Origin of the sequence: Kitasatospora sp. NPDC051914 (genome assembly GCF_040680995.1) — a bacterium.
In the GTDB taxonomy this organism is placed as follows: domain Bacteria; phylum Actinomycetota; class Actinomycetes; order Streptomycetales; family Streptomycetaceae; genus Kitasatospora.
Genome location: NZ_JBFAXX010000054.1, coordinates 37,864 through 61,772, shown reverse-complemented (window position 1 = coordinate 61,772; position 23,909 = coordinate 37,864). Strand labels below are relative to the sequence as shown.

General features: G+C 71.3%; 26 protein-coding genes. 8 read left to right on the top strand and 18 right to left on the bottom strand.

Annotation, left to right across the window (positions count from 1 at the left end):
• Nucleotides 1–301 precede the first annotated feature (301 nt).
• From AB0M03_RS29760 to AB0M03_RS29695, 14 genes are all read right to left on the bottom strand, one after another.
• The gene (locus tag AB0M03_RS29760) at nucleotides 302–475 is read right to left on the bottom strand and encodes a hypothetical protein (protein ID WP_363496767.1); all 174 of its coding nucleotides are present in this window, start codon (nucleotides 473–475) and stop codon (nucleotides 302–304) included.
• A 107-nt stretch (nucleotides 476–582) separates the two neighbouring features.
• Nucleotides 583–732, bottom strand: a complete 150-nt coding sequence (locus tag AB0M03_RS29755) for a hypothetical protein (protein WP_363496765.1) — start codon at nucleotides 730–732, stop codon at nucleotides 583–585.
• Nucleotides 729–1,892: an MFS transporter gene (locus AB0M03_RS29750; RefSeq protein ID WP_363496762.1), complete on the bottom strand. Its 1,164-nt coding sequence runs from the start codon at nucleotides 1,890–1,892 to the stop codon at nucleotides 729–731. Before AB0M03_RS29750 ends, AB0M03_RS29755 begins: the two co-directional genes overlap by 4 nt.
• Nucleotides 1,893–1,950: 58 nt before the next feature.
• The gene (locus tag AB0M03_RS29745) at nucleotides 1,951–2,868 is read right to left on the bottom strand and encodes a TauD/TfdA family dioxygenase (protein ID WP_363496773.1); all 918 of its coding nucleotides are present in this window, start codon (nucleotides 2,866–2,868) and stop codon (nucleotides 1,951–1,953) included.
• A gap of 206 nt (nucleotides 2,869–3,074) precedes the next feature.
• Nucleotides 3,075–4,325: an ATP-grasp domain-containing protein gene (locus tag AB0M03_RS29740; protein WP_363496759.1), complete on the bottom strand. Its 1,251-nt coding sequence runs from the start codon at nucleotides 4,323–4,325 to the stop codon at nucleotides 3,075–3,077.
• Nucleotides 4,326–4,380: 55 nt separating this feature from the next.
• On the bottom strand, nucleotides 4,381–5,394 hold the full coding sequence (locus AB0M03_RS29735) for a 2-oxoglutarate and iron-dependent oxygenase domain-containing protein (RefSeq protein WP_363496757.1): 1,014 nt from the start codon (nucleotides 5,392–5,394) through the stop codon (nucleotides 4,381–4,383).
• A gap of 14 nt (nucleotides 5,395–5,408) precedes the next feature.
• On the bottom strand, nucleotides 5,409–6,002 hold the full coding sequence (folE, locus tag AB0M03_RS29730; RefSeq protein ID WP_363496754.1) for a GTP cyclohydrolase I: 594 nt from the start codon (nucleotides 6,000–6,002) through the stop codon (nucleotides 5,409–5,411).
• Nucleotides 6,003–6,005: 3 nt separating this feature from the next.
• On the bottom strand, nucleotides 6,006–6,734 hold the full coding sequence (locus AB0M03_RS29725) for a 7-carboxy-7-deazaguanine synthase QueE (protein ID WP_363496751.1): 729 nt from the start codon (nucleotides 6,732–6,734) through the stop codon (nucleotides 6,006–6,008).
• A 51-nt stretch (nucleotides 6,735–6,785) separates the two neighbouring features.
• The gene (locus tag AB0M03_RS29720) at nucleotides 6,786–7,151 is read right to left on the bottom strand and encodes a 6-carboxytetrahydropterin synthase (protein WP_363496748.1); all 366 of its coding nucleotides are present in this window, start codon (nucleotides 7,149–7,151) and stop codon (nucleotides 6,786–6,788) included.
• A complete protein-coding gene (locus tag AB0M03_RS29715) occupies nucleotides 7,148–7,828 on the bottom strand; it encodes a 7-cyano-7-deazaguanine synthase (protein WP_363496745.1) in 681 nt (226 codons plus the stop codon). Before AB0M03_RS29715 ends, AB0M03_RS29720 begins: the two co-directional genes overlap by 4 nt.
• 34 nt (nucleotides 7,829–7,862) lie before the next feature.
• Nucleotides 7,863–9,122, bottom strand: coding sequence for an ATP-grasp domain-containing protein (locus AB0M03_RS29710; protein ID WP_363496742.1), 1,260 nt, complete (start codon nucleotides 9,120–9,122; stop codon nucleotides 7,863–7,865).
• Nucleotides 9,123–9,157: 35 nt separating this feature from the next.
• Nucleotides 9,158–10,393: an ATP-grasp domain-containing protein gene (locus AB0M03_RS29705; RefSeq protein ID WP_363496739.1), complete on the bottom strand. Its 1,236-nt coding sequence runs from the start codon at nucleotides 10,391–10,393 to the stop codon at nucleotides 9,158–9,160.
• Nucleotides 10,394–10,450: 57 nt separating this feature from the next.
• Nucleotides 10,451–11,779, bottom strand: a complete 1,329-nt coding sequence (locus tag AB0M03_RS29700) for a Rieske 2Fe-2S domain-containing protein (protein ID WP_363496736.1) — start codon at nucleotides 11,777–11,779, stop codon at nucleotides 10,451–10,453.
• A gap of 507 nt (nucleotides 11,780–12,286) precedes the next feature.
• Nucleotides 12,287–12,490 carry a hypothetical protein gene (locus tag AB0M03_RS29695; protein WP_363496733.1) on the bottom strand — a complete coding sequence of 68 codons (204 nt, stop codon included), beginning with the start codon at nucleotides 12,488–12,490 and terminating at the stop codon, nucleotides 12,287–12,289.
• Between the two features lie 147 nt (nucleotides 12,491–12,637).
• Between AB0M03_RS29695 and AB0M03_RS29690 the strand changes: the two genes are divergently transcribed.
• The 4 genes from AB0M03_RS29690 (at nucleotide 12,638) to AB0M03_RS29675 (ending at nucleotide 17,029) form a co-directional block, all read left to right on the top strand.
• Nucleotides 12,638–13,852 carry a helix-turn-helix domain-containing protein gene (locus tag AB0M03_RS29690; protein WP_363496730.1) on the top strand — a complete coding sequence of 405 codons (1,215 nt, stop codon included), beginning with the start codon at nucleotides 12,638–12,640 and terminating at the stop codon, nucleotides 13,850–13,852.
• Nucleotides 13,853–14,113: 261 nt separating this feature from the next.
• Nucleotides 14,114–15,631 (top strand): NAD(P)/FAD-dependent oxidoreductase, encoded by a 1,518-nt coding sequence (locus AB0M03_RS29685; protein ID WP_363496727.1) that lies wholly within the window; start codon nucleotides 14,114–14,116, stop codon nucleotides 15,629–15,631.
• On the top strand, nucleotides 15,628–16,413 hold the full coding sequence (locus AB0M03_RS29680; protein WP_363496724.1) for a fatty acid desaturase: 786 nt from the start codon (nucleotides 15,628–15,630) through the stop codon (nucleotides 16,411–16,413). The genes AB0M03_RS29685 and AB0M03_RS29680 overlap by 4 nt, the downstream gene beginning before the upstream one ends.
• On the top strand, nucleotides 16,406–17,029 hold the full coding sequence (locus AB0M03_RS29675) for a TetR family transcriptional regulator (RefSeq protein WP_363496721.1): 624 nt from the start codon (nucleotides 16,406–16,408) through the stop codon (nucleotides 17,027–17,029). The genes AB0M03_RS29680 and AB0M03_RS29675 overlap by 8 nt, the downstream gene beginning before the upstream one ends.
• A 51-nt stretch (nucleotides 17,030–17,080) precedes the next feature.
• Here the strand turns inward: AB0M03_RS29675 and AB0M03_RS29670 are convergent, their stop codons facing one another.
• The 3 genes from AB0M03_RS29670 to AB0M03_RS29660 all read right to left on the bottom strand — a co-directional run bounded on the left by AB0M03_RS29670 (nucleotide 17,081) and on the right by AB0M03_RS29660 (nucleotide 19,928).
• The gene (locus AB0M03_RS29670) at nucleotides 17,081–17,551 is read right to left on the bottom strand and encodes a hypothetical protein (protein ID WP_363496718.1); all 471 of its coding nucleotides are present in this window, start codon (nucleotides 17,549–17,551) and stop codon (nucleotides 17,081–17,083) included.
• Nucleotides 17,552–18,140: 589 nt separating this feature from the next.
• On the bottom strand, nucleotides 18,141–18,968 hold the full coding sequence (locus tag AB0M03_RS29665) for a CHAP domain-containing protein (protein ID WP_363496715.1): 828 nt from the start codon (nucleotides 18,966–18,968) through the stop codon (nucleotides 18,141–18,143).
• Between the two features lie 69 nt (nucleotides 18,969–19,037).
• Nucleotides 19,038–19,928, bottom strand: a complete 891-nt coding sequence (locus AB0M03_RS29660) for a peptidoglycan-binding domain-containing protein (RefSeq protein WP_363496712.1) — start codon at nucleotides 19,926–19,928, stop codon at nucleotides 19,038–19,040.
• 357 nt (nucleotides 19,929–20,285) lie between these two features.
• Between AB0M03_RS29660 and AB0M03_RS29655 the strand changes: the two genes are divergently transcribed.
• Both AB0M03_RS29655 and AB0M03_RS29650 read left to right on the top strand, forming a co-directional pair.
• Entirely contained in the window at nucleotides 20,286–21,065 is a 780-nt protein-coding gene (locus AB0M03_RS29655) for a hypothetical protein (protein ID WP_363496709.1), read from the top strand.
• Nucleotides 20,972–21,217 carry an NlpC/P60 family protein gene (locus tag AB0M03_RS29650; protein WP_363496770.1) on the top strand — a complete coding sequence of 82 codons (246 nt, stop codon included), beginning with the start codon at nucleotides 20,972–20,974 and terminating at the stop codon, nucleotides 21,215–21,217. Before AB0M03_RS29655 ends, AB0M03_RS29650 begins: the two co-directional genes overlap by 94 nt.
• Before the next feature lie 240 nt (nucleotides 21,218–21,457).
• Here the strand turns inward: AB0M03_RS29650 and AB0M03_RS29645 are convergent, their stop codons facing one another.
• Nucleotides 21,458–21,868: a spore-associated protein A gene (locus tag AB0M03_RS29645; RefSeq protein WP_363496706.1), complete on the bottom strand. Its 411-nt coding sequence runs from the start codon at nucleotides 21,866–21,868 to the stop codon at nucleotides 21,458–21,460.
• A 311-nt stretch (nucleotides 21,869–22,179) separates the two neighbouring features.
• On the opposite strand from AB0M03_RS29645, the gene AB0M03_RS29640 reads away from it, so the two are divergent.
• Together AB0M03_RS29640 and AB0M03_RS29635 are read left to right on the top strand one after the other, a co-directional pair.
• Nucleotides 22,180–22,596: a hypothetical protein gene (locus AB0M03_RS29640; RefSeq protein ID WP_363496703.1), complete on the top strand. Its 417-nt coding sequence runs from the start codon at nucleotides 22,180–22,182 to the stop codon at nucleotides 22,594–22,596.
• A gap of 148 nt (nucleotides 22,597–22,744) precedes the next feature.
• Nucleotides 22,745–23,731: a hypothetical protein gene (locus AB0M03_RS29635; RefSeq protein ID WP_363496700.1), complete on the top strand. Its 987-nt coding sequence runs from the start codon at nucleotides 22,745–22,747 to the stop codon at nucleotides 23,729–23,731.
• Nucleotides 23,732–23,909: the final 178 nt, after the last annotated feature.

Genomic DNA, 23,909 nt, shown 5'->3' with positions numbered 1-23,909 from the left:
AAACCCCCGACGAGACCATCACGACAGCCCTTACCGCCTAGCCTGAAACCGGATCACCGAGTGGCCGTCGATACACCACTCCGGCGGACGTGACCTGCTACAGAGGCTCAATCACTCAGCCCGGATTCACCGGGTAATGGCTGGTCCAGCATTCAGACATGACCAAGATCACGATCCGTAGCCGGTGGGTAGTCGACTGGCGGCCAGCGAAATCCGCTCACTGCCTCGACGGGGCCTTTCGATTGAGCGCCGGTCGGTGGAAGCTTCGGGTCGGTGCCAAAGCCCCTGTACCTGCCCGAGATCAGAGCCAGTCCGGCTCTGTCCGGCCGACCTGCTGGACGGCCGTGGCGTGGGGGTGCTCCCACCAGCGGTCGTCGCCGAGCAGCTCCTTGCCGAGGTCGCGGTCGCCGGCGAGGCTAACGACCAGCATGGTGCGGGTGGCGCCGTCCTGTGAGAGGGGAACCGTCCGGTGCATGGTGGTGTCTGGACCATGCCGCCGCAGGTGAGGGGAGGCATGCACAGCGCCCAGTTCAGGGCGAAGCTGTAGTCGTCCCAGTGTCAGCCGTGAGTGTCGGACGCGAACTACTGATCGGCAATCAGGTTGTGTTTGTCGTCCGACATCTCCTGGGTGACCCGTTCCCTGGCGATCCCGGACAGGAAGCGCAGTAGGGCCTCGGAGCCGGCACGGATCAGCCCGTCGGGCACCAGCCGTGCGGACTGGTCGAACTTCACGAATCCGGTGCGCTGGAAGCGGTCGGCGAGGCGGCGGCTCTCCAGCCGGTTGCGGCGGCCAGTAGGGCGATGGCCGGGATGAACAGCAGTGCCGTGCTGCCGCCGTTCACGACGGCGAGGTGGGCGAAGACCGCTGCACCCAGTGCGCCGCCCGCCTGGTCGAGGCTGCTGAGCCAGGCCATGGTCTCGGTGACCGTGCCGTCGGGTGCGAGGTCCCCGCCCGCCGTCCGCAGCGTCCCGAAGACGGAACCGATCAGTAGCCCGGCCACCGGGCAGACCAGCAGGACCGCCTGCGGCGAGATCCGGGCGGCCAGTGCCAGCACGCCGGTGCCCAGCGCGAAGAGGCCGAGGAGTACGGAGACCCTGGGCCCGCGGGACAGCCACGCCGGTGCCGCGCCGAGGGCGAGGCTTCCCAGGGTGCTGCCCACCGACATCACCCCCAGGTACAGGCCGGCGTACGAGGCCGCGTGGTTCTGCTGGGCGTAGATCGGCAGCACGACGTCGACGGCGGTGAGCGATACGACGAACAGTGCGTCCGCGGCCATCAGGCGGCGCAGTGGTGCGGACGTCAGCGGCCCCAGCCAGTGCCCGGGCCGGCTCGGGCTGCGGGCGGGCGGGGTGTTGACCAGCGGAGCGACCACGCCGGCCGTCAGGACCGCGACGACCGCGAACGGTGCGACGCCCGAGACCGACAGGCTGAGCCAGCCTGCCAGCACCGGGCCCATGACCAGTGCGGCGCCCATCATGGTCGAGTCGAGCGCCATGGCGGTGGCCAGCACCCGTGCATCGGCGACCGTGTGCCATATCGACCGCATCATGGCGGTGACCGGCGGGGTGGTGGCTCCCAGCGCCGCGGCCAGCGCCACGACGGCGGTGTCGGACCCGTGGGCGCGCACCTGGAGGACCAGCAGGACCGTGGCTCCGAGGTACCCGGCCAGCAAGCCGGGCAGAACGGCGCGCGGCGAGTACCGGTCGACGAGCCGGCCGCGCAGCGGGGCGGTCACGCCCTGGCCGATCATGAAGCTGCTCACCGCCAGCCCTGCCGTGCCGTACGAGTGGTCCCGGCCGACCAGGAGCAGCAGGCTGAGCAGGACCATGCTGGGCGGCAGCTTCGACGCCATGCTGATCGCCGCGATCCGCCAGAAGCCGGGGACGCGCATCAGTTCGCGGTAGCCGGCAGGCGGCAGATGCGATTCGGACTCGGCCCCGGTCTGCGTCTCAGGAGGCGAGGACATGGCCGTCCCCGGGTCGCAGTGCCCGTGAGCGGTGCAGGTCCGCCGCCACGAAGGTGCGCTGCAGCCAGCGGTCCCGTCCGTCGTAGCGCGGGCGGAAGGCCGAACGGCCGTGCACGGTCACCCGGTTGTCCACGATGGCGAGGTCCCCGGGGAGCAGCCGGACCGCGTTGTGGGAGTTCTGGAACAGGTCGCCGAGTTCGGCCATGGCGGCAGCAGCCTGCCGGGTCAGCGGCTTCGTCGCGGCCTCGTCGACGCGCAGCACCGGGTCCTCCGGGCTGCCCGTCAGGACGGCGTGCGGCCGGCCTTCCCGGCCCGAACCGAACGACGGCGGAGGGGCGGTGACGAAGTGCGGTCCGCGCAGCGTGTGCAGAGTCGCCTCGCTCAGGTCGGGCAGCACCTGGCGGGCGGAGCAGGTGCGCAGCTCGGCGCTCCCGTCGTGGTCCGCGCGCAGGCACAGCAGCATCACGTAGTCCGGCCGGTGGTCGTGGAAGGCGTTCTCCACGTGGAAGGTGAGCCGGGTCGAGCCGGCGTTGCCCTGGAAGTCCTCCTGCCCGGGGACCGGGACCACGTCCTGCACCAGCGCGCCGGACTTCTCCTGCTGGAAGGCGATCGGGTCGCCGAGCCCGTGGGCGGCCAGCATCAGGACGGCGGCCGGCACGGAGGCCGTGCGCTGGACGGAGCCGCCGACGGCGGGTGTGTCCGGGATCCCGTGTTCGTCGGCCACCGGCAGGCCACGGATCAGGAGTGTGCCCGATGTGTCGGAGTCGCGCCTGAACTCTGCGAGGGTGCTGCGTAGTTGCTCCGGGGCGCCGGCCCATGCCTGCCGGGTGGCGCGGATCCACTCCGGGCTGTCGATCTGGCCCCCGGCCACGCTGCGCAGGTCTTCGGCGAGCTGTTCCATCGCGCTTGCCGTGCGGGCGTCCACCTGGACGGGGCCGGGATGCATCGAGGTTAGGAGAGTCATGCTGTTCCTCTTGCGTCGCGAATGTCGGGTTCAGAACGGCCCTGCAGGCGGGCGGGCCGGGATGACGGACGGGTGCGCCGGGCCCTGTCCCCTGCCCCGGTGCGAGGGGCCGGGGCAGGGGACAGGGAGAGGGGAGGACTCCGTCAGACCGCCCGGTCCGGGACGATCTCCAGCCGGACGATGTCCCGGATCTCGGCGAGCACCCGGACGACCGCGTCCTGGTCGGGGCCGGAGACCCAGGCGCCGAACGGGATGGTCTTGGTGTCCGTGGTGAGCGGCACGTGGTCCCCGGGCTGGTAGGAGACCAGGACCTTGTCGACACCGGGGTGGTTGCGGATCTGCTCCAGGCCGTGCACGGCCACCAGGGTGCCCGGGGCGTCGTCGTTGCGGACGGCGCTCGCGCCGAAGACGGCGCGGCTGTTGATCGGCCTGTCCATGACGGGGGGACGCTTCCCGAGGTAGCACTCCAGCGCGTCGTGGAACGGCCGGATGTCGGTGAAGTTCGACCACTGGTCGGTGGCCGGGCCGCCGGGGAGCCGGGCCGCCGTCTCCATCAGGTAGACGCCGTCGGCGTTGACCTTCACCTCGGTGTGGCTGGGGCCGCGGTGCACGCCGAACGCGGTGAGCACGTCCTCGACGTACGCCTCGACCCTGGCCCAGTCCCGGTCCTCCCGGACGGCCTGGACGTTGTCCCAGAGCGGGAAGTCGTAGTCCCGGTCGTCGGGCTGCCGGTACTCCCACATGTCCAGCACCCGGTGCTCGCCGTCGCTGCTGAAGGCGTTGACCGCGAACTCGCGTCCCCGGACGTACTCCTCGACCAGCCACTCCTCGACCGGCCAGCCCCACATGTCGACCGTCTCCACGGCGCGGTAGTTGCGTGCGGCCTCGCTGTCGTTCACCAGCGTGGTGCCCAGCGAGCCGGCGCCCATGGTCTGCTTGACGATGACCGGGTAGCCGATGCTCTCGGCGGCCTCCAGCACCTCGGACGGGTCCTTCACCAGCCGGAAGGCCGGGATGCGGATGCCGGCGGCGGCCGCGTGCTCGCGCATGGCGACCTTGTTGCGCCGGGCCCAGGCGAGCGCGAGGTCGTTCCCGGGCAGGCCGAGTTCGTGCGCGACGACGTCGGTGAGGTGGACGGCGGACTCCATCGCCGGGACGACGGCCCTGATCTCGAAGTCGAGCCCGGCCAGTGCGGCCAGCAGCTCGGGAGCCTCGAGATTGAAGAGCGAGACGTCGTCGCCCGCGGAGTGGTTCGGCCAGGTGGTGTTCAACTCGCCGGGCTCGTTGGTGTAGAGGGACACGACGGCCAGCCCCATGTCCCGGGCGGCCTGCTTGTACCCCACCCCGATGTTCACCGGGTCGATCAGGAGGACGGCCGGCTTGCGGTCGTTCAACTGCTCTGCTCCTTCCTGTGGACGGTGCGGCCCGGCCGGCGGCCGGTGGTGTGCTTCACCGGCCGGCCGGTGCGAGCAGGTCGGGGTGGTGGCGGGCGACGAGCTCGGGGAACCCCCGCTGCAGCCCCTTCATGACGTTCTCGCCGTAGCACGCGAACAGCGGGTTGTCCGGGTCGTGGACGACCCCGCCCGCGGCGGAGACGTAGGGGCTCGGCAGCGGCTGCATCGACGCCTCCAGCCGGGGGCTGAAGAAGAACGGCGCGGAGTAGCGGTCGACACCCGGCGCCGGGCGGACCACCCGGTGGACGGTGGCCCGGAGGTAGCCGCGGGTGGCGACCTCGAGCAGTTCGCCGAGGTTCACCACGAACGCCCCCGGCACCACCGGGACGTCGACGAACCGGCCGTCGTCGACGGCGACCTGCAGACCGCCCTTGTCGTCCTGCAGCAGCAGGGTGAGCAGGCCGAGGTCCTTGTGGATTCCCGCGCCCTGGCCCTCTGCGTCGTCCGCGCCGGTGGCCGGGCCCGGGTAGTGCAGCAGCTTGAAGTGGACCTGCGGGTCGGGGTCCACCACCGCGTCCAGGAAGTCGGCGGGCGTCTCGAGCGCCTCCAGCAGGAGCCGGAGCAGCCGGTGCGAGACCTCGGTCAGCCGGCTCATCCAGTCCAGTACGGCGGGGCGCAGGGCCGGCAGTTCGGCCGGCCACTGGTTGGGGCCGACCAGCCGGAGGTAGGCGGGGTCGCCGGGGCCCGGGGTGCCGGCCGGCCGCTCGGGGCCGACGTCCAGTTGCTGGCGCAGGTCCGGGATGCCGCGGGTGCGCTCCCGGCCGAGCTGCGAATAGCCGCGGAAGTGCGGGGAGTCCAGGATGTCGAGGGCCTCGCGGCTCTCCTGCGGCAGGGCGAAGAACTCGCGGGCCAGGTCGAGCAGTTCGGCCGCGCCGTCGACGCCGTGGCCGACCAGCTGGAAGAAGCCGATGTCGTGGGCGGCTGCGCGCAGCCGGTCCAGGAACTCGGCGCGCGCCTGCGGGCCCCGTTCGGTGTCCCGGAGGTCGAGTACGGGAAACATGTCGGACATGGGGTGCCTTTCGGTCAGGCTCCGCGGAGGAAGGTGAACAGCTCGGAGCGGGCGGGACCCTCCTCGGCGAAGGCTCCGTTGAAGGAGCTGGAGGTCATCCGGGCGGCGGTCCTGATGCCGCGCATGGTCATGCACAGGTGCTCGCCGTTGCCGATGACGGCGACGTCCTCCGCGCCGGTGATCCGCATGATGTCGCCGGCGATGTCCGAGACCAGGCGCTCCTGGACCTGCAGCCTGTGGGCGTGCCGGTGTGCGATCCGGGCGAACTTGGACAGGCCGAGCAGCTTGCCCGCGGGCCGGTAGGCGATGGACAGCGTGCAGTTGAACGGCAGCAGGTGGTGCTCGCACAGCGACCACACCTCGATGCCGGAGACCAGCACCAGCTGGCCGGTGGAGGTCGCCTCGAACAGCGTCTCGACGGTGCCGGGGTCGTAGTCGGTGAACTCCCGCCACCAGCGGGCGTAGCGCGCCGGGGTGTCCTTGAGCCCGTCGCGGGTCACGTCCTCGCCGATCTCCGTCAGCAGCAGGCGTGCGAGATCCTCCAGGGGATCCGTGCCGGTCGTGTCGACGAGGTCCAGGAGCCGGTCGTCGACCTGTGTGTTGAACATTGCTCAGACACCCCTCTTGTGTCCCCAGACCAGGGTGTGCAGCCTGGTCGTGATGTTCCAGCCCCGGTCGATGACCTCGGGGACCAGATCTTCCATGTGCTTGTCGATCGCCCCGCGGCTCTGCCCCTCCGGCATGATCCAGACCGAGGTGATCCCGAACTGCTGGACGAGCTCGGCGACCTCGTCCAGGTCCGTCGTGCTCTCGCAGACGAACTTGAAGGTGCTGGAGGGCAGTTCGGCCATCCTGCGGAGTGCGCGCGGGACGATCCGGCGTGCCGCGGGGTCTCCGGCGTGCGAGAGCTTCGGTGAGACGTTGAAGCGCACGCCGGCCTCGATCAGGCGGTCGTCGGGCACCCGCGTGCCGTTGGTCTCGATCTCGATCTCGATGCCCCGGCCGGTCAGCCGGTCGACCAGCGGCACCAGCCGCTGCTGCTGGCTCAGCGGCTCTCCGCCGGAGATCACCACCAGGTCGACGCCGTAGTCGAGCAGCTTCTCCGCGACCGCGCCGACGGTCATCGACCGGAGTTCGACCTTGGGGTCGTACTTCACCCCCGCGTCGCTCCGGCCCGTCCAGTCCCAGGTGTACGGGGTGTCGCACCAGTGGCACGCGAGGTTGCAGCCGCCCAGCCGCAGGAAGGCGCAGCGGCGGCCGATCGATCTGCCTTCGCCCTGGAAGGCCGCTAGGTGGGGCCGAAGATCTCGTTGACGACGAGTTCCGGTTCCACGGGGCACCACCTCACTTCCGTCTGTCGGGTTGTGGCGTCAGTGCGCCGCAACGGATGGTCAGGGCCGGTACTCGGCCCAGGTCTTCGGCGTCTCGGAGACGCGGACGGCGGTCAGCTCCGGGAACTCCTTCGACCACTGGTCGTAGATCCACACGGCGAGGTTCTCGGCCGACGGGTTCTGCTCCGTGAGCACGTCGTTGAGGTGCCGGTGGTCGAGCCACTCGTCGATCCAGCCCTTGAAGCCGGCGAGCTCGCCGTAGTCGCGGACGAAGCCGGGGGCGGTGAGCCGGTCGCGTTCGGCGCTGAGTTCGAGCTCCACCGCGTAGTTGTGGCCGTGCAGCCGGCCGCACTGGTGCCCCTCGGGCAGGCCGTGCAGCTGGTGGCTCGCCGAGAAGGCGAACTGCTTGGTGATGCGCAGGGTCATGACTTCTTCTCCTGGTAGGTGGTCGGGTCGTTGACGGCGGCGCCGGCGAAGGCGTCCTGCCGCTCCCAGCAGGACGCGCAGCGCCCGCAGTGGATCTCGCCGCCGCGGAAGCAGGTCCAGGTGCGGGTCCAGTCCACGCCGAGCCCTTCGCCCAGCAGGACCACGCCGCTCTTGTCCATGCCGGCCAGCGGGGCGAGCAGGGTGAGGTCGGGGTGTGCGTATCCCCGGGTGGCGATCCGCTCCATGGCGTCGAAGGCCTCGAGGAAGGCGGGGGTGCTGTCGGGCACCGAGGCGACGTCGCCGGCCATCACGCCGATGGCGACGGCCTCGGCCTGCTCCACGACGGCGATCGCGTAGGCGGCGGCGAGCAGCAGGGCGTTGCGGTTGGGGACGATGTTGGGGCTCTCGCCGTAGGTGTTCCAGGTCTGCTCGGGCACGTCGACCGAGGGGTCGGTGAGCGAGGAGCCGTGGAACATGGCGCCCAGGGCGCTCAGATCGGCGACCTGGTGCACCGCGCCGAGCCGTTCGGCCGCCTCGGCCGCGTAGTCGTGCTCCTTGCGGTGGCGCTGGCCGTAGTCGACGGACAGCAGGTGGAGCTCGTTGCCCTGCTCCTTGAGGTGGTGCGCCATGGTGACGGAGTCCATGCCGCCCGAGACGATGGCGATGATCTTGGACATGTGCGTGGTGTTCCTTCGGAGTTCGAGGCAGCGGTCAGGACAGCGGGGTGCCGTGCACGGTCACCGCGGCGGCTGCCTGCTCCAGCGCCGCCGCGCAGGCCTTCTCGCTGTCGGACGTCGCGATGACGAGGGCGTAGCGGCACCGGGCGTAGTCGACCGGGGGGAGCCTCAGCGGGGTGCCGGGTTCCACCAGCGGCTGCAGCTCGTGGATCCCGGACGGCAGCCGGCCGTGGTCGATCTCGATGGACTCGACCGTGAGGTCGTGGTGGGGGTAGAGGAACCGGACGGCGGCCGTGGCCGAGCGCGTCGGCGTGGTGTCGGGTACGGCCCCGCATGCGAGGTCCGCCGCCACCAGCCCGGTCTCGATGCCGGTGGCGAGCCGGCCCAGGTAGGGGATCCGGTCCCCGCCGATCCGGGCGTTGATCTCGACGATCCGCGGCCCGGCGGCCGTCAGCCGCAGCTCGGTGTGCGTCACCGTGTCGGTCAGTCCGACGGCGGTGTGCGCGTCCTGCAGCACCTTCAGCAGGGCCTCGTCGTGCAGCAGCGCGTCGTCGGCCCGGACGGTGTGGCCGACCTCCTCGAAGCCGGGCGCGTAGCCGAGCTCCTTGCGGGCCACGAACAGCGCGGTGACCTGCCCGTCGCGGCAGAGCGACTCGACGCTGATCTCCGGGCCGTCCAGGAACTCCTCGATCAGGACGGGGCGCTCGAAGGCCGGCACCCCGTCGAACCAGATCCGGCCCGCCTCCAGATAGGCCTCCTCCAGCTGCTCCGGCCCTGCCACCAGCGTCACTCCGCAACTCGCGGACAGCGCACGCGGTTTGACCACCACCGGGTAGCCGATCCGGGCCGCGGCGGCCCGGGCCTCGGCCAGGTCCGCGACGGCGACCGATTCGGCCTGCGGGACGCCGGCCCGTGCGAGTGCCTCGCGGCCGGTGTACTTGTCCCGGCAGGCGTGCACCGCGGCCGGCGGGCTGGTGCGCAGACCCAGCGCGGTGGCCAGCGCGGCGGCCGCCTCCACCCGGGTCTCCTCGTACGTCACCACGCCGGCGAAGCCCTCCCGGCGGCCACGGGCGACGTCCGCCATGGCCTCGGCGTCCAGGGTGTCCACGACGGTGAAGGCGTCGAGGTGGGGCAGCTCCCAGGTGGGAGGCGCGGGGCAGAGCAGGTGCAGCCGGTACCGGGCACTCATGGACTGCAGGAGGTACTCGCGCCAGATCCGTCCCCCGCTGCCCACCAGCAGCAGGTGCGGTCGTTCGGCGGCCGGTCCGTCCGGGCCGGCGGTCGTCGTGGTCATGCGGCCACCGTTTCTCGGTAGGTGATGGGCGGAGGTCATCGCGCTGCGGGTGCAGCGGGTTCCAGTGGCTCGACCTCGACGGTGAGCCGGGCGACGCCCTCCCGGGCCCGGTGCAGTGCGCCGTCCGCGTCGTCGCCGACCGCGAGCGCCTCGCCGTAGCGGTCCTCGGAGCTGCGGATCGGGGCGATGACGTCGCCGACCGCGGCGGAGAGGTCGGCCGCCGTCACCCCTTCGACGGCTTCGGCCTCGGCCAGCCCACCGGCGGCCGTCACCCGGCCCTGCGGAAGCGTGAGGAACCAGATGGCCGCGGCGCCGACCAGGGGCTCGGCCGCCAGGTCCACCGGCTGCCCGGACAGCCAGGCGAAGTTGAGCCGGTGGATGTCGTGGCCGGTGGCGAGCCGGAGGAGTTCCACGATCGCGTCGCCGCCCGGGCGGGTGTGGGTCTCGATCAGCCGGGGCCCACGGGCGGTCAGCATGATCTCGGTGTGCCCGGGGCCCTCCTGCACTCCGAGGGCGGTCAGGACCGCCCGCACTTCGTCCGCGATCGCGTCGCGCTCCTCGGCGCTGATCCGGGCCGGCACCACGTGGCCGATCTCGACGAAGTTCTCCGTCGTGAACTTCTCGGTGACGGCGAGGAGATGGTGCACCCCGGCGGTGCTGTGCGTCTCGACGCTGAACTCCCGGCCCTGGAGGAACTCCTCGACCACCCAGGGCGCCGAGTCGCCACCGGGGAACTCCAGCCGTGACGTGGTGCTCTCCAGAGCGGCCCGGTCCGTGACGACGAAGACGTCCTTGCTGGCGCTTCCCTGCGCGGGCTTGACGATCACCGGGAATCCGGCGGCCTCGACGAACTCCTGCAGGTCTGCGGGGGTCCGCACCTCGGCCGCCGAGACCCGGCCGACGGCCTTGTCGCGCAGGATCTCCCGCATGAGCGCCTTGTCGTTGACCGCGGCCACGGTGCGCAGCGGGTTGGACCCGAGCCCGAGTTCGTGGTTGATCCTCGCCGCGGCCAGGGAGTACTGGTCGCCGACCGTGAGGGCCAGGTCGAACGGCACCACCCGGTGCACGGCGAGCGCGAGTTCGACCGCGGTTTCGGGCGCCAGGTCGGGCAGCAGGAACACGGCATCGGCCAGTTCGCGGTGCCGTTCCGTCATCGCCGATTTCGGCCCGGCGAAAACGACGCGGCAGCCGGCCTCGCGGGCCGCCTCGAGCGCCTCCGTACGCCTTCCTCCGATGAGGAGCACGCTCTTGACGACGGAATCTCTGATCACTGGGGGGCTCCAAAGCATCAAGACATCAAGTGAACGGTGCCGGTCGGCACGGCGGGTTCAATCGAGTTCACCCGGCGGCTCCTCGACGATTCCCGCGAGCTTTTCGTAGGCCTCCTGGAGATGCTCGGGACGCCCCGCCTGGACGGCCAGGAACCCGCCGATTCCGAACAGCCCGCTCCGCTTCCTGGCGGCGAGCTTCTCCTCGAACTCCGCGCGGGGCATTCCGTCGGTGTAGAGGGACTTTCCGCTGAGCGGAAGCGGAATGCGCACATTGGCCCCGGGGTCGCGCACCGTCCCCGGCGGGTCCTCACCGCGGGCCACCGTCTCGATCGCCTCGAAGTACCTGCGCCTGAGCAGGGTGATTCCGGCGTCGGTGCGCCCGAGCTGCTCGCGGCTGCGGTCGGCGACCGTGCCCTGCCCGACCCACGCCGCGAAGTCCTGGTTCCCGGTGTGCGACATGAGCATCCGCCCGGTTGCCGGGTCGGTCAGCGGGCCGTACCAGTAGGGGACGGCGCCGGTCTCCTGGGCGTCCGTGGAGACGTCGTCCGGCAGCACCGAGTACTGCCAGGTGATGTTCAGGGTGTTGTGGTCGTCCACCGGTACGCGGAACTCGATGGTGTTCCCCGATGCCAGGGTGTAGGGCCACAGGCAGAGGATGCCGCCGTCCTCCACCCTGCTGGTGCCCGCGTACGAGACCTTCGGCGGGACCGCGGGGGTCTCGATCTCGCGGCCGTTGACGAATCCGAACTCGAATTCCAGGAAGTCGATCGACAGGTGGCTCGGGACGTAGACGGGGGCGTCCGGAGCGGTCCGCACGGCGTTCCCGTTCAGGTGCAGCCATTCGAAGTGAACGGGGTCCATCCCGTTCTCGTGGCACTGGAACCAGTTGCACGGGAGCCGGGTCAGGATGAGCTCGACGAATCCGTGCCGCCAGCCGAAGGGCTCGAAATTCGGCAGCAGCGGTGCCGGGTCCGGCCCCAGGTAGGCCCAGACCAGTCCGCCGAGGGTCGCGGTGGGATAGGAGGCCACCCGGACCTTGTCACGGAATCCCCCGGCCGGGCCCGCCTCCTCGAAGGGCTGGTTGACGCACCGGCCCTCCGAGTCGAAGGCCCAGCCGTGATAGGCGCACCGGATGCGGTCGCCGTCGACCCAGCCGGTGCCGAGGTCGGTGCCCCGGTGCGGGCACCCGCGGGAGATCAGACCGTGGCTTCCGTCCGACTTCCGGAACAGCACGAGATCCTCACCCAGCAGCCTGACGGGCTTGACGCCCTGCTCGCGCAGCTCCGCGATGGGGGCGATCGGATGCCAGTACCTGCGCAGCAGTTCACCCATGGGTGTGCCGGCGCCCACCTCCGTCAGCGTCCGGTTCTTCTCTGCCGACAGCATCGTGATCCCTTTCGTTGCATGGAGAGTGGTGGGGAACGTGTGCCGGGGACAGGTGGTGCCCAGCACTGCGGACCGACCGGCGGCATGGCGGACGTCCGGTAGGTTCGGCGTGAAGGTTCGAATGCCCGTGGCACGCGAGCGCGCTGCGCGCATCGCAGGCCCGGCGCGCAGCGGCGCCACGGCCCGTTGCATCGGGCGGCGCAGTGCCGTGAAGTGAATGTCCGTCAGAACAGGTTCTCGGCAGGACGTCGGCTCTTCCGGCATCACGTGGATGCTCGTGCCGCGGTCGAGGATCGTTTTCGGGCGCGGGCCCACTTCCACCCAACCGACAGCGGATGGATTCCGCTGCCCCCGCACCCGGGCGGAGCCTCGGGGGGTTCTACGGCTGCGGCCCGGCGGAACGCTCCGCCTGTGGATCGCCGGGCCGCCGTCCCGGACACGGTGACCGCGTCCGGGCACAACAGTGCAGTCGCATTCGGCGACTTCGGCCCCGGTGGGGCCGGAACGCTAGCTGAGTGGCGCCCGTGCGCAGGACAGATGAGGATTGCCGCCGTCGGGCCCCCAGGCCGTCGTGACCGGGCAGCTCTGTCCGGCCGTTGTCCGCTCCGGGCCGGTCCATGCGCCCGATGCCCCGGTGTTCACCGCGACCGCACCGATGATCCCGAACCCCAGCGCCGTGACCGCCATCAGGCGTGCGACCCTCTTCTTCACGGGATTCCCCTCCTCATCCTGTCTGGACAACCTCTGCAGGCGGGCACTTGTGGTGCATCGCCCAGGAAGAACGATCGCATCACGGGGTGGCGAACGGGAGGCCGTGAATGTCTCATCTGCGCGCCATGCACGTTCAGGAGGTAATCGGTGGTGAAGGACCCGCTGGACCCGGCAGGGCCGACGATCGACGAGGCGGCGCTCGCCCTGTACCAGTGGACCCTGGTCAACGGCCCCCTCACCGAACGCCTCCTGCCGCGGGCCGCGAGCGAGACCGGGCTCACGGAAGCCGCCTGCCTCGCCGCTCTCCAGACCCTGACCGCGGCCCGCCTCCTCAAGCCCGCCGATGCCGCGGCAGCGGCAGAAACGGCGTGGCAGGCGGAGAACCCCCAGGCCGCCAGCGCCCAGTTGCTCTCCGACCAGGAGGCCGCCCTCCGCGTCCGCGAGGAGGAGCTCCGTTCGAAGCGGGAGCAACTCCAGTCCCTGCGCGACGAGTTCGCCGCCCTGGTGCCGGTCTACCTGCAGGGGCGCCAGCATGCGCACCCGCACGGAACCATCGACCTGGTCACCGACAAGTTCGCCGTCCGGGCGATGCTCGTGGACGCCGTCGGTGCCAGCCGCACCGAGGTCCTGGTCTCCAAGCCCGGAGGCGCGTTCCCGCCCGGAGCCATGCGCGAGGCCCTGCCCCGGGACCTGGAACTCCTGCGCTCCGGCGTACGGATGAGGAACCTCTACCAGCACACCACCCGCTTCGATCCCGCCACCCGCGCCAACGCCGAGCAGCTCATCGCCGCCGGCGCCGAGATCCGCACGCTCACCGACACCCTCCCGCAGATGATCATCGTCGACCGGGAGCTGGCCTTCCTCCCCGCGGGCCCCGGCGGTGCCCTGCTGATCAGGGAACCGTCCCTGCTGGCCTTCCTGATCAAGACCTTCGAACGCGACTGGGAGACGGCCTTCCCCTTCAGCATCGGCCCCCGGGCCGCGCGTGAGATCTCGGAGGACCTCAAGCAGAACATCGTGGTCCTGCTCGCCAACGGCCTCAAGGACGAGGCCATCGCCCGGCGTCTCGGCGTCTCCCTGCGCACCTGCCGGCGCCATGTCTCCGAACTCCTCGAGACGCTCGGCGCCCAGAGCCGCTTCCAGGCCGGTGCCATCGCCGAGCGCCTCAACCTGACCAGCGTCCTGTCCGCCGACGGTGACCAGCAGCTCGGCAGTCCGCTGGAGGGGTCCGCCGGCTGTGCCCAGTGCGGGCGGGCACTGCCGCCGTCCAGCAGCACCGGCCGCCCCCGCCGCTACTGCTCGCCGCGCTGCCGTTCCCGCGCCCACCGGGCCCAGCAGCGGGACAACCCGGCCGCCGAATAGGCGACGAAACGAGCGGCCTGCCGGAACGAAACGGCTTCGACGGCTCCGCCGCCCAATACGGGCAGTTCTCGCAACTGCGATCAATCCGGGCATCGTGGCGTGACAAAACGGCTCCGGAAACATTCCGACCGCGGGCGCGACGGCCTCGAGAGGGTGCCGGCGCCGTAGTGAGGCGGTCGGCCGGCCGCTTCCACCTGCCATCAACTGCGTCGTTCACACCACCTCTTGACGTTCATTCAGGCACCGCCTCATTCTGAACGAATGTTCAGAACGGACGTTCAGACATCCGCCCGTGCCGATGTGGCGGTCATCGGCGGAGGCATGGCAGGCATGGCGACCGCGCTGCGGCTGCAGGCGGCCGGGCTCTCCACCGTGGTGCTGGAGGCGCACGGGCACGCCGGTGGCTGCGCCGGGTACTACCGCAAGCGGGGCTTCTCCTTCGACGTCGGGGCGACCACGCTGGTGGACTTCGAGGCCGGCGGGGTCGGGGCCGAACTGCTGGAGAGCGTCGGCATCGGCCCGCTGGAGGCGCAGGCGCTGCCGGGATACCGGGCTTTTCTGCCGGATCGCGAGGTGGTGCTGCACCGCGATGCGGACGCCTGGCGCGCGGAACGGCTGCGGATGCTCGGCGACACCGAGCGGCACCGCCGCTTCTGGGCGCTGCTGGACCGCCTGGCGGAGACGTTCTGGCGGGCCAGCCGGGCCGGTGTACGGCTGCCGGTGCGCTCGCCCGCGACCGCGCTGCAGGACTTACGGGCGATCGGTCTCGCGGGGGTGCCGCTCGCCCGCCATCTCAACCGGACGCTCGGGGACGCCCTGCACAGCCACGGCCTTCGCTCCGACGCGCCGCTGGTCGGGCTGCTGAGCATGCTGGTCGAGGACACCGTCCATGCCGGGATCGACGACGCGCCGCTGATCAACGCGGCGCTCGGCGTCACCATCCGGGGTGCCGGGCTGAGCCGGCACACCGGCGGCATGCACGGCTTCTGGCGGGTGCTGGTGGCGCGCTACCGGGAGCTCGGCGGCTCGCTCCGGGTCGGCTGCGAGGTGTCCCGGGTGGACGGCGGCCCGGGGGAGTACCGGCTGGAGACGCGGCGGGGCACGGTCACCGCGGGCCGCCTGGTCTCTGCGGTGCCGGCCGCGACCACGGCGCGGATATGCGCCGGGCTCCCGGTCGCGCGTCGGCTGCGGCCGTACCTGGTGCGGGACGAGAAGGAGATGGGCGGCGCCGTCGTGGTCTTCCTCGGGGTGCCGGAGGACGAGGTGGCCGGCCAGGAGCTCACCCACCACCAGCTGCTGCAGTCCTACGACCTACCGCTCGGGGACGGGAACAACATGTTCGTCTCCGTCTCCGCGCCGGGCGACGAGGTGAGCGCCCCGCCCGGCCACCGCGCCGTGATGATCTCCACCCACACCGAACTCGCCGCCTGGAACGGGCTCGACGACGGCGAGTACGCCCTGCGCAAGAAGGAGATCGGCGAGCGGCTGATCGGCCACGCCCGCCGCGCCTACCCGGAGCTGGCGCGTCGGGCGGTGTTCGCGCAGACCGGCACACCGCGCAGCTACCAGCGGTTCGGCTTCCGTCCGGACGGGGCGGTCGGCGGCCCCCGCCAGCGGCTGCGCAACACCAACCAGTTCGCCGTCCCGCACGACCTGGGCGGCCCGGGCCTCTGGCTGGTGGGCGACTCGACCTGGCCCGGACTGGGCACGGTGGCCTGCGTGCTGGGCAGCCGGATCGTCGCCGAGGGAATGCTCCGCGAGAAGGGACACCGCCGGTGAACGCACCGACCCTGGCCGAACTCGGCACCGACCTGCTGGTCACCTCGCGCCGCCGTAGGGTGGTGGCGCTGGCCCGCCCGTTCGCCGGGGTGCTGCTCTTCGCGGGCGTGGCCTGGGCGGGCTGGTGGTGGCTCACCCCGCTGGTCGCCTTCCTGGTCTTCGTCGCGGTCGTCAACGTCACCCACGACGTGGTGCACCGCACCATCGGACTGTCCGAACGGGCCACCGAGTGGGCGTTGTTCGCAACCGGCCTGGTGCTGCTGGAGAGCGGCCACGCCTACCGGGCCACCCACACCCAGCACCACCGGTACTTCCCGCACCCCGACGACCCCGAGGGCCACCCCGCCGACCTGTCGTTCCTCGGCGCGGTGCTGCACGGCCCGGTCTTCCTGGTCCGCCTCTGGTGGTGGTCGTTCCGGCGCGGCAAGGACCGCGGCTGGCTGCTGGCCGAAGCCTCCGCGCCGATCACCGCGGTGGTGGGCGGGATACTGCTCTGGCCTTATGCTCCTGGGGTGTTGACGTACGCGGTGATGGTGATCGTAGGAAGCTGGGTGTATCCGCTGCTGACGGTGTACCTGCCGCACCACGACTACGGCGACACCCCACTGACCAGGACCAGGACGCTGCGGGGGCGGATCGTGCCGGCGCTCTTCCTCGAGCTCACCTACCACCTGGAGCACCACCTCTACCCCCAGGTGCCCAGCCACCACCTGCCGGAGCTGGCGCGCCGGCTGGAGCCGTACTTCACCGCCAACGGCGTGCAGCCGGTGCGCGTTGTCTGAGACCCGCGGCGCCGACGGCCGGAGCGCCGAGACCAGAACCCGGATCCTGGACGCCACCCTCGCCAGCCTGGTCCGCAACGGCTACGGCGGCACCACCGCCCGGGCGATCGCACAGCTCGGCGGCTTCGCGCCCGGCGTCATCTACTACCACTTCGCCGACCTGGACGACCTGTTGGTGGCGACCCTGGCCCACACCTGCGAGGCGCGGGCCCGCCGCTACCGCACCGAGCTGTCCGGGATCGACCGGGCCGGGCGCGCGGTCGAACTGCTCCGCGAGCTCTACCGGGAGGACACCGAGGTCGGGCACATCGCCGCCGTCCAGGAGATCTACGCGGGCGCCCGCCCGGGCTCCCGGGCGGCCGACCGGCTGATGACGGAGACGCGCCGCTGGGAGGAACTGGCCGAGGAGGTACTGACCACCCTGCTGCGCGGCAAGCCGCTGGCCTCCCTGGTCAAGGTCCAGGTGGTGGCGAGCGCCGCCGTCGCGTTCTACCTCGGGATGGAGACGCTGACGCACCTGGACGGCGACCGCTCCCGGCCCGCCCAGCTCTTCGACCAGGCGGCCCGGCTCGCGGCCGTCTTCGACCGGATCCCCCGCCTGCGCCGCCGCGGCTGAGGGGGAGGCGCGGAGCGGCGGCTGTGGAGCCCGCCGCCCCGCCGGGTGCCGTCAGCTGCAGTGGGTGGCCAGGGTGCTCTTGTCGGCGACCGCGCGGTTGCTCGGGTCGTCGACCCGGCCGTAGAGCATGATGCACCGGTTCGCCGTGCCGGTGATCTTCGCCGGGCCCGCGTACCAGGTGAAGTTGCCGCTGTCCTGGTCCGACCGGTCGTAGTCGCAGAAGTCTCCGGGCTTGGTGCCGGACACGCACCGGTAGATGTAGACGGCCTGGTACTTGGTCACGCCGGAGGCGAAGTGCGTGTCGACGGCGGCGGCACAGTTGGTGCCGCCGTCGGCGCTGCTGTAGTAGAGGTACATCTCGCCGTACTTGGTGCCGGTGCCGCCGTTGGTCTTGAGGTCGTAGGTGTCGACCAGGGTGCCGCTGCAGCCGTAGGTCGTCGCGGCGTTCGCCTCCGGGGCGAGGGTGATGCCGCCGAGGAGCACGAGGCCTGCGGCGGCCAGTGCCGAGAGAGTCCTGCGCATGGTGGTGCCTCCGGGGTTTGTGGGGTGTGCGGTCCGAATACGCACCTTCTATCGCCGCGGGGTAGCGGGCTCGTAGCGGCTCAGGTGGCGGCGGTCGCGGGCAGTGATCTGTCGCCCGGGCCGGGCTTGTTGAATCAACTCCTTATCTGTACAGGTAGCATGACGGTTCGAAAGTTTCGGACTGCGGAGCTACCGGGAGGCGACCGGGACGCTACGCACCAGGTGCAGGGTCCCGTGGATCACGCGCCGGCCGGGCGGACTTCCCCTCGCCCCGGCCGTGCCGGACCGCCCGCGAAACCGATGACGGCCGTCGCACCGGGCGTGCCCCGCTGCGGCGACACCTCGCTGGACTCCTCGTCCTTCCCGGCCACCGCCGACCTCGACGGGGGCGTTGGCACACCAGCGGCACGTCGAAGCCCCGTCGGGCGAAGGCGACTTGGAGAGGTCACCTGCCCGACGGGGCTTTCGATGCGTATCGCTGCGGCTCCGGCGCACATCGTCACGCCGCCGTCACCTGCACGCTCGCGAGATCACCCCGGCTGCGGGGTTGTCCTTGGTGCGGGTGTGCCGGTGTCGTGCTGGTGGTTGCTCAGAAGTGGAGCATGTGCTGGAAGGAGTTCTCCGCGCTGCTGACGCGGAGGTTCTTGCGGGTGCCGTAGGCGAGGCGGTTGTTCCAGTTGTACTCCTCGACGTCGAAGGAGCCGTCGGCGTGGACCGCGTTGACGTAGGCGACGTGGCCGTAGGCCCCGTGGGTGTCGTTGACGGCGATGGCGCCGACGGTGGGGGTGGTGTTGACGGTGACGCCGACGCGGCGGGCGGCGTCGTCCCAGGTGTTGGCGTTGCCCCAGGTGGTGCCGCCCCATGAGTTGCTGAAGTTCGGGACGCCGAGACGGCTGGCGATGCGGTACGCCGCGAAGGCGGTGCAGTTGTCGGCGGCGAAGCCGCGGGTGCCGTGGTCGAAGTCGTTGGTGGGGCTCTGGTTGCTGTCGTCGTCGTTGCTGCTGAGGAACTTGTGGGAGGCGTTGTTGTTCTTCAGGGTGGTGTTGAGGTTGCCCTTGGCGCCGGGGGCGAAGTCCTGGCTGGCGCCGCCGTAGCCGCTGTTGAAGTAGACGCGGACGGTCTTGCCGGTGCGGTTCCACACCGACGCGGCGTTGTTCTTGACGCAGACGCCCTGGCCGTTGCCGGCGCCCTTGAACTCGTAGCAGGACGGCTGGGTGGCTCCGTAGTCGCTGAGGGAGCCGGTGAAGTCGGAGATCGAGCCGGCCTGGTTGCTGTTGTAGTAGTAGCAGAACTCGCCGGAGTCGCAGACCCCGTCGCGGGAGGCGGCGAAGGCGGGGGCGGAGGTGGCTCCGATGAGGGGAACGGCCATGGCCAGTGCGGTGCCGGCGACGGTGAGCGTGGTGCGTATCTTCTTCATGGTCTTCTCTATTCGTGGCGTGTCATCGACGGGTGCTTCGGTCGTGCTCGGGTGGTGCCGTGTGCGCGGTCAGTGGGTGCGCTGGTACTCCTCCCAGGTCTGGATGGGGATGCGGGGGCCGTCGTCGGCGGCCTGGTTGGCCAGGCCGTTGAGGCCGAGGTAGTAGTCACCGGTCTGGTGCTGGGCCTGGGTGGACAGATCGGTGTCGCTGATCGCTGCGGCGTGGATGTGCCACGGCCAGTCGCCCTGGTTGGGGTTGCGGACCCAGGCGGCGAACCCGACCTGGCGCAGTGCCTTGGCGACGGCGGTGCGGGTGCTGCTGGACATGCCGTCGACCTTGATGTCCACGACGCCACCGCCGTCGTGGGTTCCGGCGGACGTGGGGTCGCCGCCGGGGTTGTAGGAGCCCTGGGACAGGGTGAGCTTGAAGCCCAGGAGGCGCTCGGCTTCGGTGAGCATGTTCTGGGTGCGGGTGTTGACGGTGTATCCGTCGCGCTGCAGCTTCGCGCCGGGTCCGATCTTGTGGCTGACGGTGAATCGGCCCTGCCCGAGTGCGGCGAGGGAGGAGGCGCCGGGCAGTCCGTTGGCGTCCAGGCCGGTGTAGCCGAGGGAGCGCTGGTAGGCGGAGTAGGCGGTGATGGTGGTGGTGCCGAAGTACCCGTCCACCCAGCGGGCGTCGAGGAGACCACGGGCCTGCAGAGCCCGCTCGACGGCCAGGACCGAGTCCTTGGCCCCCGGGGTCAGCGTGCTGTCGGCGCGTCGGGGATCGATCTGGGCAGCCTTGACGGTGGCTTCCATGTCCACCACGGGCAGCGTGGCAGCGGTGGCGGCCGATGCACCGGTCTGGGGCGGCGGGGTCGCCGCGTGGGCCTGTGCGGCGCTCAGCACCAGGCCGCTCAGGACGGCGACGGCCGCGAGCAGTCGGGTTGCGGTGTTCCGGGTCTTGATGGCGGATGCCATGCGGTGGTTCCTTCCGGTTCGGTGGAGGATCGGCCCTGACCCCGTCCCGGTGTCGGGCAAGGGGGTTGCGTCTCCGGGCCCGCGTCGGGACCCGTGATCCGTTCGAGACGCTAGGAGGTGCCGATAGCGCGTGCGTATCGCCTCGGGGGCGCACCCGGACAGGCCCGCCGGGCAGCAACGACGGCCCCGTGTACGGGAGTCGGGGCCCGGGCTAGCCGCGCCATCGGGCGGATACGGCCGCGATACAGCGCTTCGCCATCATGAATCCGCTGCGGCGACACCTCGCTCGACGCCACGTCGTTCCCGGCCACCGCCGACCTCGACGGCCGGCAGAGCCCGAGCCTGTCCGCGGCCGTCGTGTGCGTCAACGCCTACCTCAAGGGCGAGTCGGTGCCGGTCGTCCGCCAGGCCACCGGCGGATCGGCGTACGGCAGCACCATCTGGGACAAGACCGCGGACGGCCTCTGGGGCACCGACGTGTACGTCAAGACCGGCTACAGCGGCTTCAATCCCAACCTGCCGAAGTGCGCCTCGACCACCCCGCCGACCTCGGCCGGGTACGTGGCCAAGACCGACCTCAACGGCCGGGCCACCAGCCAGGTTTCGGCTCCGGCGGTGAAGGTCTACCCGGTCGGCAGCACCATCCGGATCACCTGCCAGGCCATCGGCGAGAACGCCTACGGCAGCAACACCTGGGACAAGACCACCGACGGCTTCCTGTCGAACATGCCGCGCTGTGACAACGACCAGCCGTCCGGCGGCCCGCCGGACGGCCCCACCGGCCCGACCACCGGCAACGGCGACTGGGACAGGGTCGGCCACGGCCGGATCGGCGGCCCGGCGGGCAGCACCGCGGGGACCAGCGCCGAGAAGATCGACCGCATCATCGCCCTTGCCAAGGCGCAGACCACCAGGGGCCTCGGCCACGCCTGGGGCGGCGGCCGGGGCGGCCCGAGCTGCGGCATCGCCTCGCTCTCGCCGGGCGGCTACGACGACTACAACCGCTTCGGGTTCGACTGCTCCGGGTTCACCGAGTACATCTTCTGGGCTGCCGCGGGCAAGGAGATCGGCCAGAACACCAACGAGTCCGTCCAGGCCACCCAGGTCCCTACAACTCGGTCAAGGCCGGCGACCTGATCTTCTGGGGCAGCCCGGGCAACACCGACCACGTCGCGCTGTACATCGGCAACGGCCGGATCATCGAGGCCGCCCCGCCGCGCGGTACCAGCAGCGTCCACATCACCAACGTGTACGGCAGCCGCAGTTACGCCATCCGTATCTTCGGCTGACCCGTCCACGGCCGGCCGGGGGCGACCTCCCCGGCCGGCAGCCTTCCCGTCGCCGCCGGGTGCGAGCCGCCTCGTGCCCGGCGGCGGTCTGCCCCCGTACGCGGGCTTTCTGCGTCGGGAGCCGGTGCGGGCCCACCGTGGCAGGCCCACCGGCCGGAAGCGCGGCGAGCCCGACCGGGCGGGGCCGGCCGGGCTCGCAGGGGCGCCGGGGATCGTCGACGGGTGCGGGCTCCGTGACGGTCAGCCGCAGTGGACGTTCTGGCGGTAGAGGTAGACGGTCTCGATCTCGCCGCCCCAGTCGATGCAGCGGCCCGCCGCGGAGACGTAGACCGGGCCCGCATAGGAGGTGAAGTCGCCGTAGTCGCCGATCCACTGCTGCGAACCGGCCAGCCGGACGAGGGCGTTCATGTAGAGGCGCTCGCCCGGGTTGTCCCGGACGGTGACGACGCAGTTCTTGCCGGTCGAGCCGTTGTAGGTCAGGAACACGGTGCCGTAGCCGCTGAGAGTGAGGTGGTCGATCTCGCGGTAGCCGCTGCCGCAGGCACTGTTGTAGTCGGCTGCCTCCGCTGTCGCGGGTGCGAGCACCACGCCGGCCGCGGCGGCCAGGGACAGAACGGCGGCCTTGGCGGTGCGGCCCATGAGCTTTCGCAACGGACTGGTCTCCTCTGAACGGGCGTTGCACGGAAGGGCGGAGCCGTCGGTGCTCGTGCCCGGGCGCGCTCCGTCCGGGACGCTAAGCGATCTTGATAGCGCGCCCGTATCGCGCCGGTTGCAGCCGGCGCGACCGCGCCCGGAACCCGCGCCATCGGAGCGATACGGCCGCGATACCGCGCTTCGCCAGCATGAATGCGCCATCGGCCCCCGCGATCACCGCAGGGCCGACACCACCGCGCGCCGGGACCTGGTGGGTCCCCCGCGGAGGGCGCCGGACGTACCGGTGTGCCCTGAACGGAAGGATCAACGTGGTTATCAGGAAGCTCATCTCGGCGGTCGTCGTGGCCGGTGCCGTGGCGACTGCGGGCCTTGCGACCGCCGGTGAGGCGTCCGCCTTCACGGCCGACTGCAAGGGCGGCCAGGTCTGTCTGTACTACAACTCCAGCGACTACGGCTACGGCGCGGTGTACATCGAGAACACCAGCATCGAGAACTACGCGGGCCTGACGTTCAAGGCCGGCAAGAACGGCAGCTCCGGCGCCGGCGTCGCGGTGAAGAACCACGCGGCCGCGGTGGACAACCACTGGTACGGCACGTTCAACGTCTTCTACAACAGCGGCTGGGACTGCAGCGTCGCCTGCCAGGCGATCCCGATGAACACCCGCCGGGACCTCAACTCCAAGCTGAAGAACAACAACGCGTCGGGCGAGTTCGTCGGTCCGTGACCTGACGCCCGCTGCACCGACACACCCACCGGTCCCCGGCCGCCCGCTCGGCCGGGGACCGTCCCACGACAACCCGCCCCGTGACGACCTCCGGGGCGACCCGTCCATCCGGCCGGCCGGCCGCGCCGTTCCGAAAGAGACTCCGACTGTGTCCAGCCGTTCGTCCCGCTCCGCCGTGATCCTCACCCTGCTGCCGCTGGTCCTGGCGGGCTGCGCGAGCGCCACCGGCCCGAACCCCGGCGACGCCGCTCCGCCGAGCCCCAGGGCGAGCGTGCAGACCGCATCGGCGCCGCCCGTCGTCGCCGAGACGCCGCAGCTGGACTCGGCCAATGCGAAGCCGATGCCGCTCGACCCGTACCTGCTCGCCCCGGCACAGCTGGGCACCGTCGAGAAGGCCCAGCAGAAGCTGATCGTCGACTGCATGGCCGGCTTCGGCCTCACCTACACCCCGCCGACCGGGAGCAGGAGCCACCGGGACAGCGACGCTCCCACCACCAGGGTGGACGCCCGCTACGGCCACCAGAGCGCCGCGCTGATGGCGGTCTGGGGCTACCATCCGGAGGGCGGCGTCCCTGCCGGGGCCTCCGCCAGGCCGAGCGGTCCGTCGTTCTCGCCCGAGACGGAGCTCGTGCTGCGGGGCACCGCGGACAGCGCGGCGCGGGCCGGCGCCGGCGGGCAGACCGTCAACGGACGGAAGGTGCCGGAGCGCGGCTGCATCGGCGAAGCGGTGAAGGAGCTGACCGGGGCGGCGGACGGCGAGATCGGCAACCCGCAGTTCGCCGACGACGTCAAGTTCACGACGCTGGAGCAGTCGCGGAACGACCCGCGGACGCAGGCGGTGTTCGGCAAGTGGTCGCAGTGCATGAAGGACGCCGGCTTCGGCTACCCGGACCCGCTCGCGGCGCTGGGCGACCCGAAGTGGCGGAAGACGCCGCTGCCGACGCCCGAGGAGGTGAAGGTGGCCACGGCGGACGCGGCCTGCCGCCACACCCACAACGTGGTCGGCGTCTGGTACGCCGTCGACACCGGCTACCAGCAGCAGGCGATCGCCGCCAACGCCGCCGCCATGGCCGGGGCCAAGGCCGCCGTGGAGACCCAGGTGCGGGCGGCGACCAAGGTGGTGACGGCCGGCTGAGGCCTGTGAGGTTTGCCACGGAGTCAGCCCGTTGCCCGGCCGCGCGGGCTCGGGTGGCCGGCGGCGTCCGCGGGCATCGGCCAGGTCCGGTACGGGCCGGCACAGCGTCCCCGATCGGCTGGTGGTCGTCCCGCGCTTCGAGGGTGTCCGTCCGTGAAGTGAACACATGGAGTGTTCG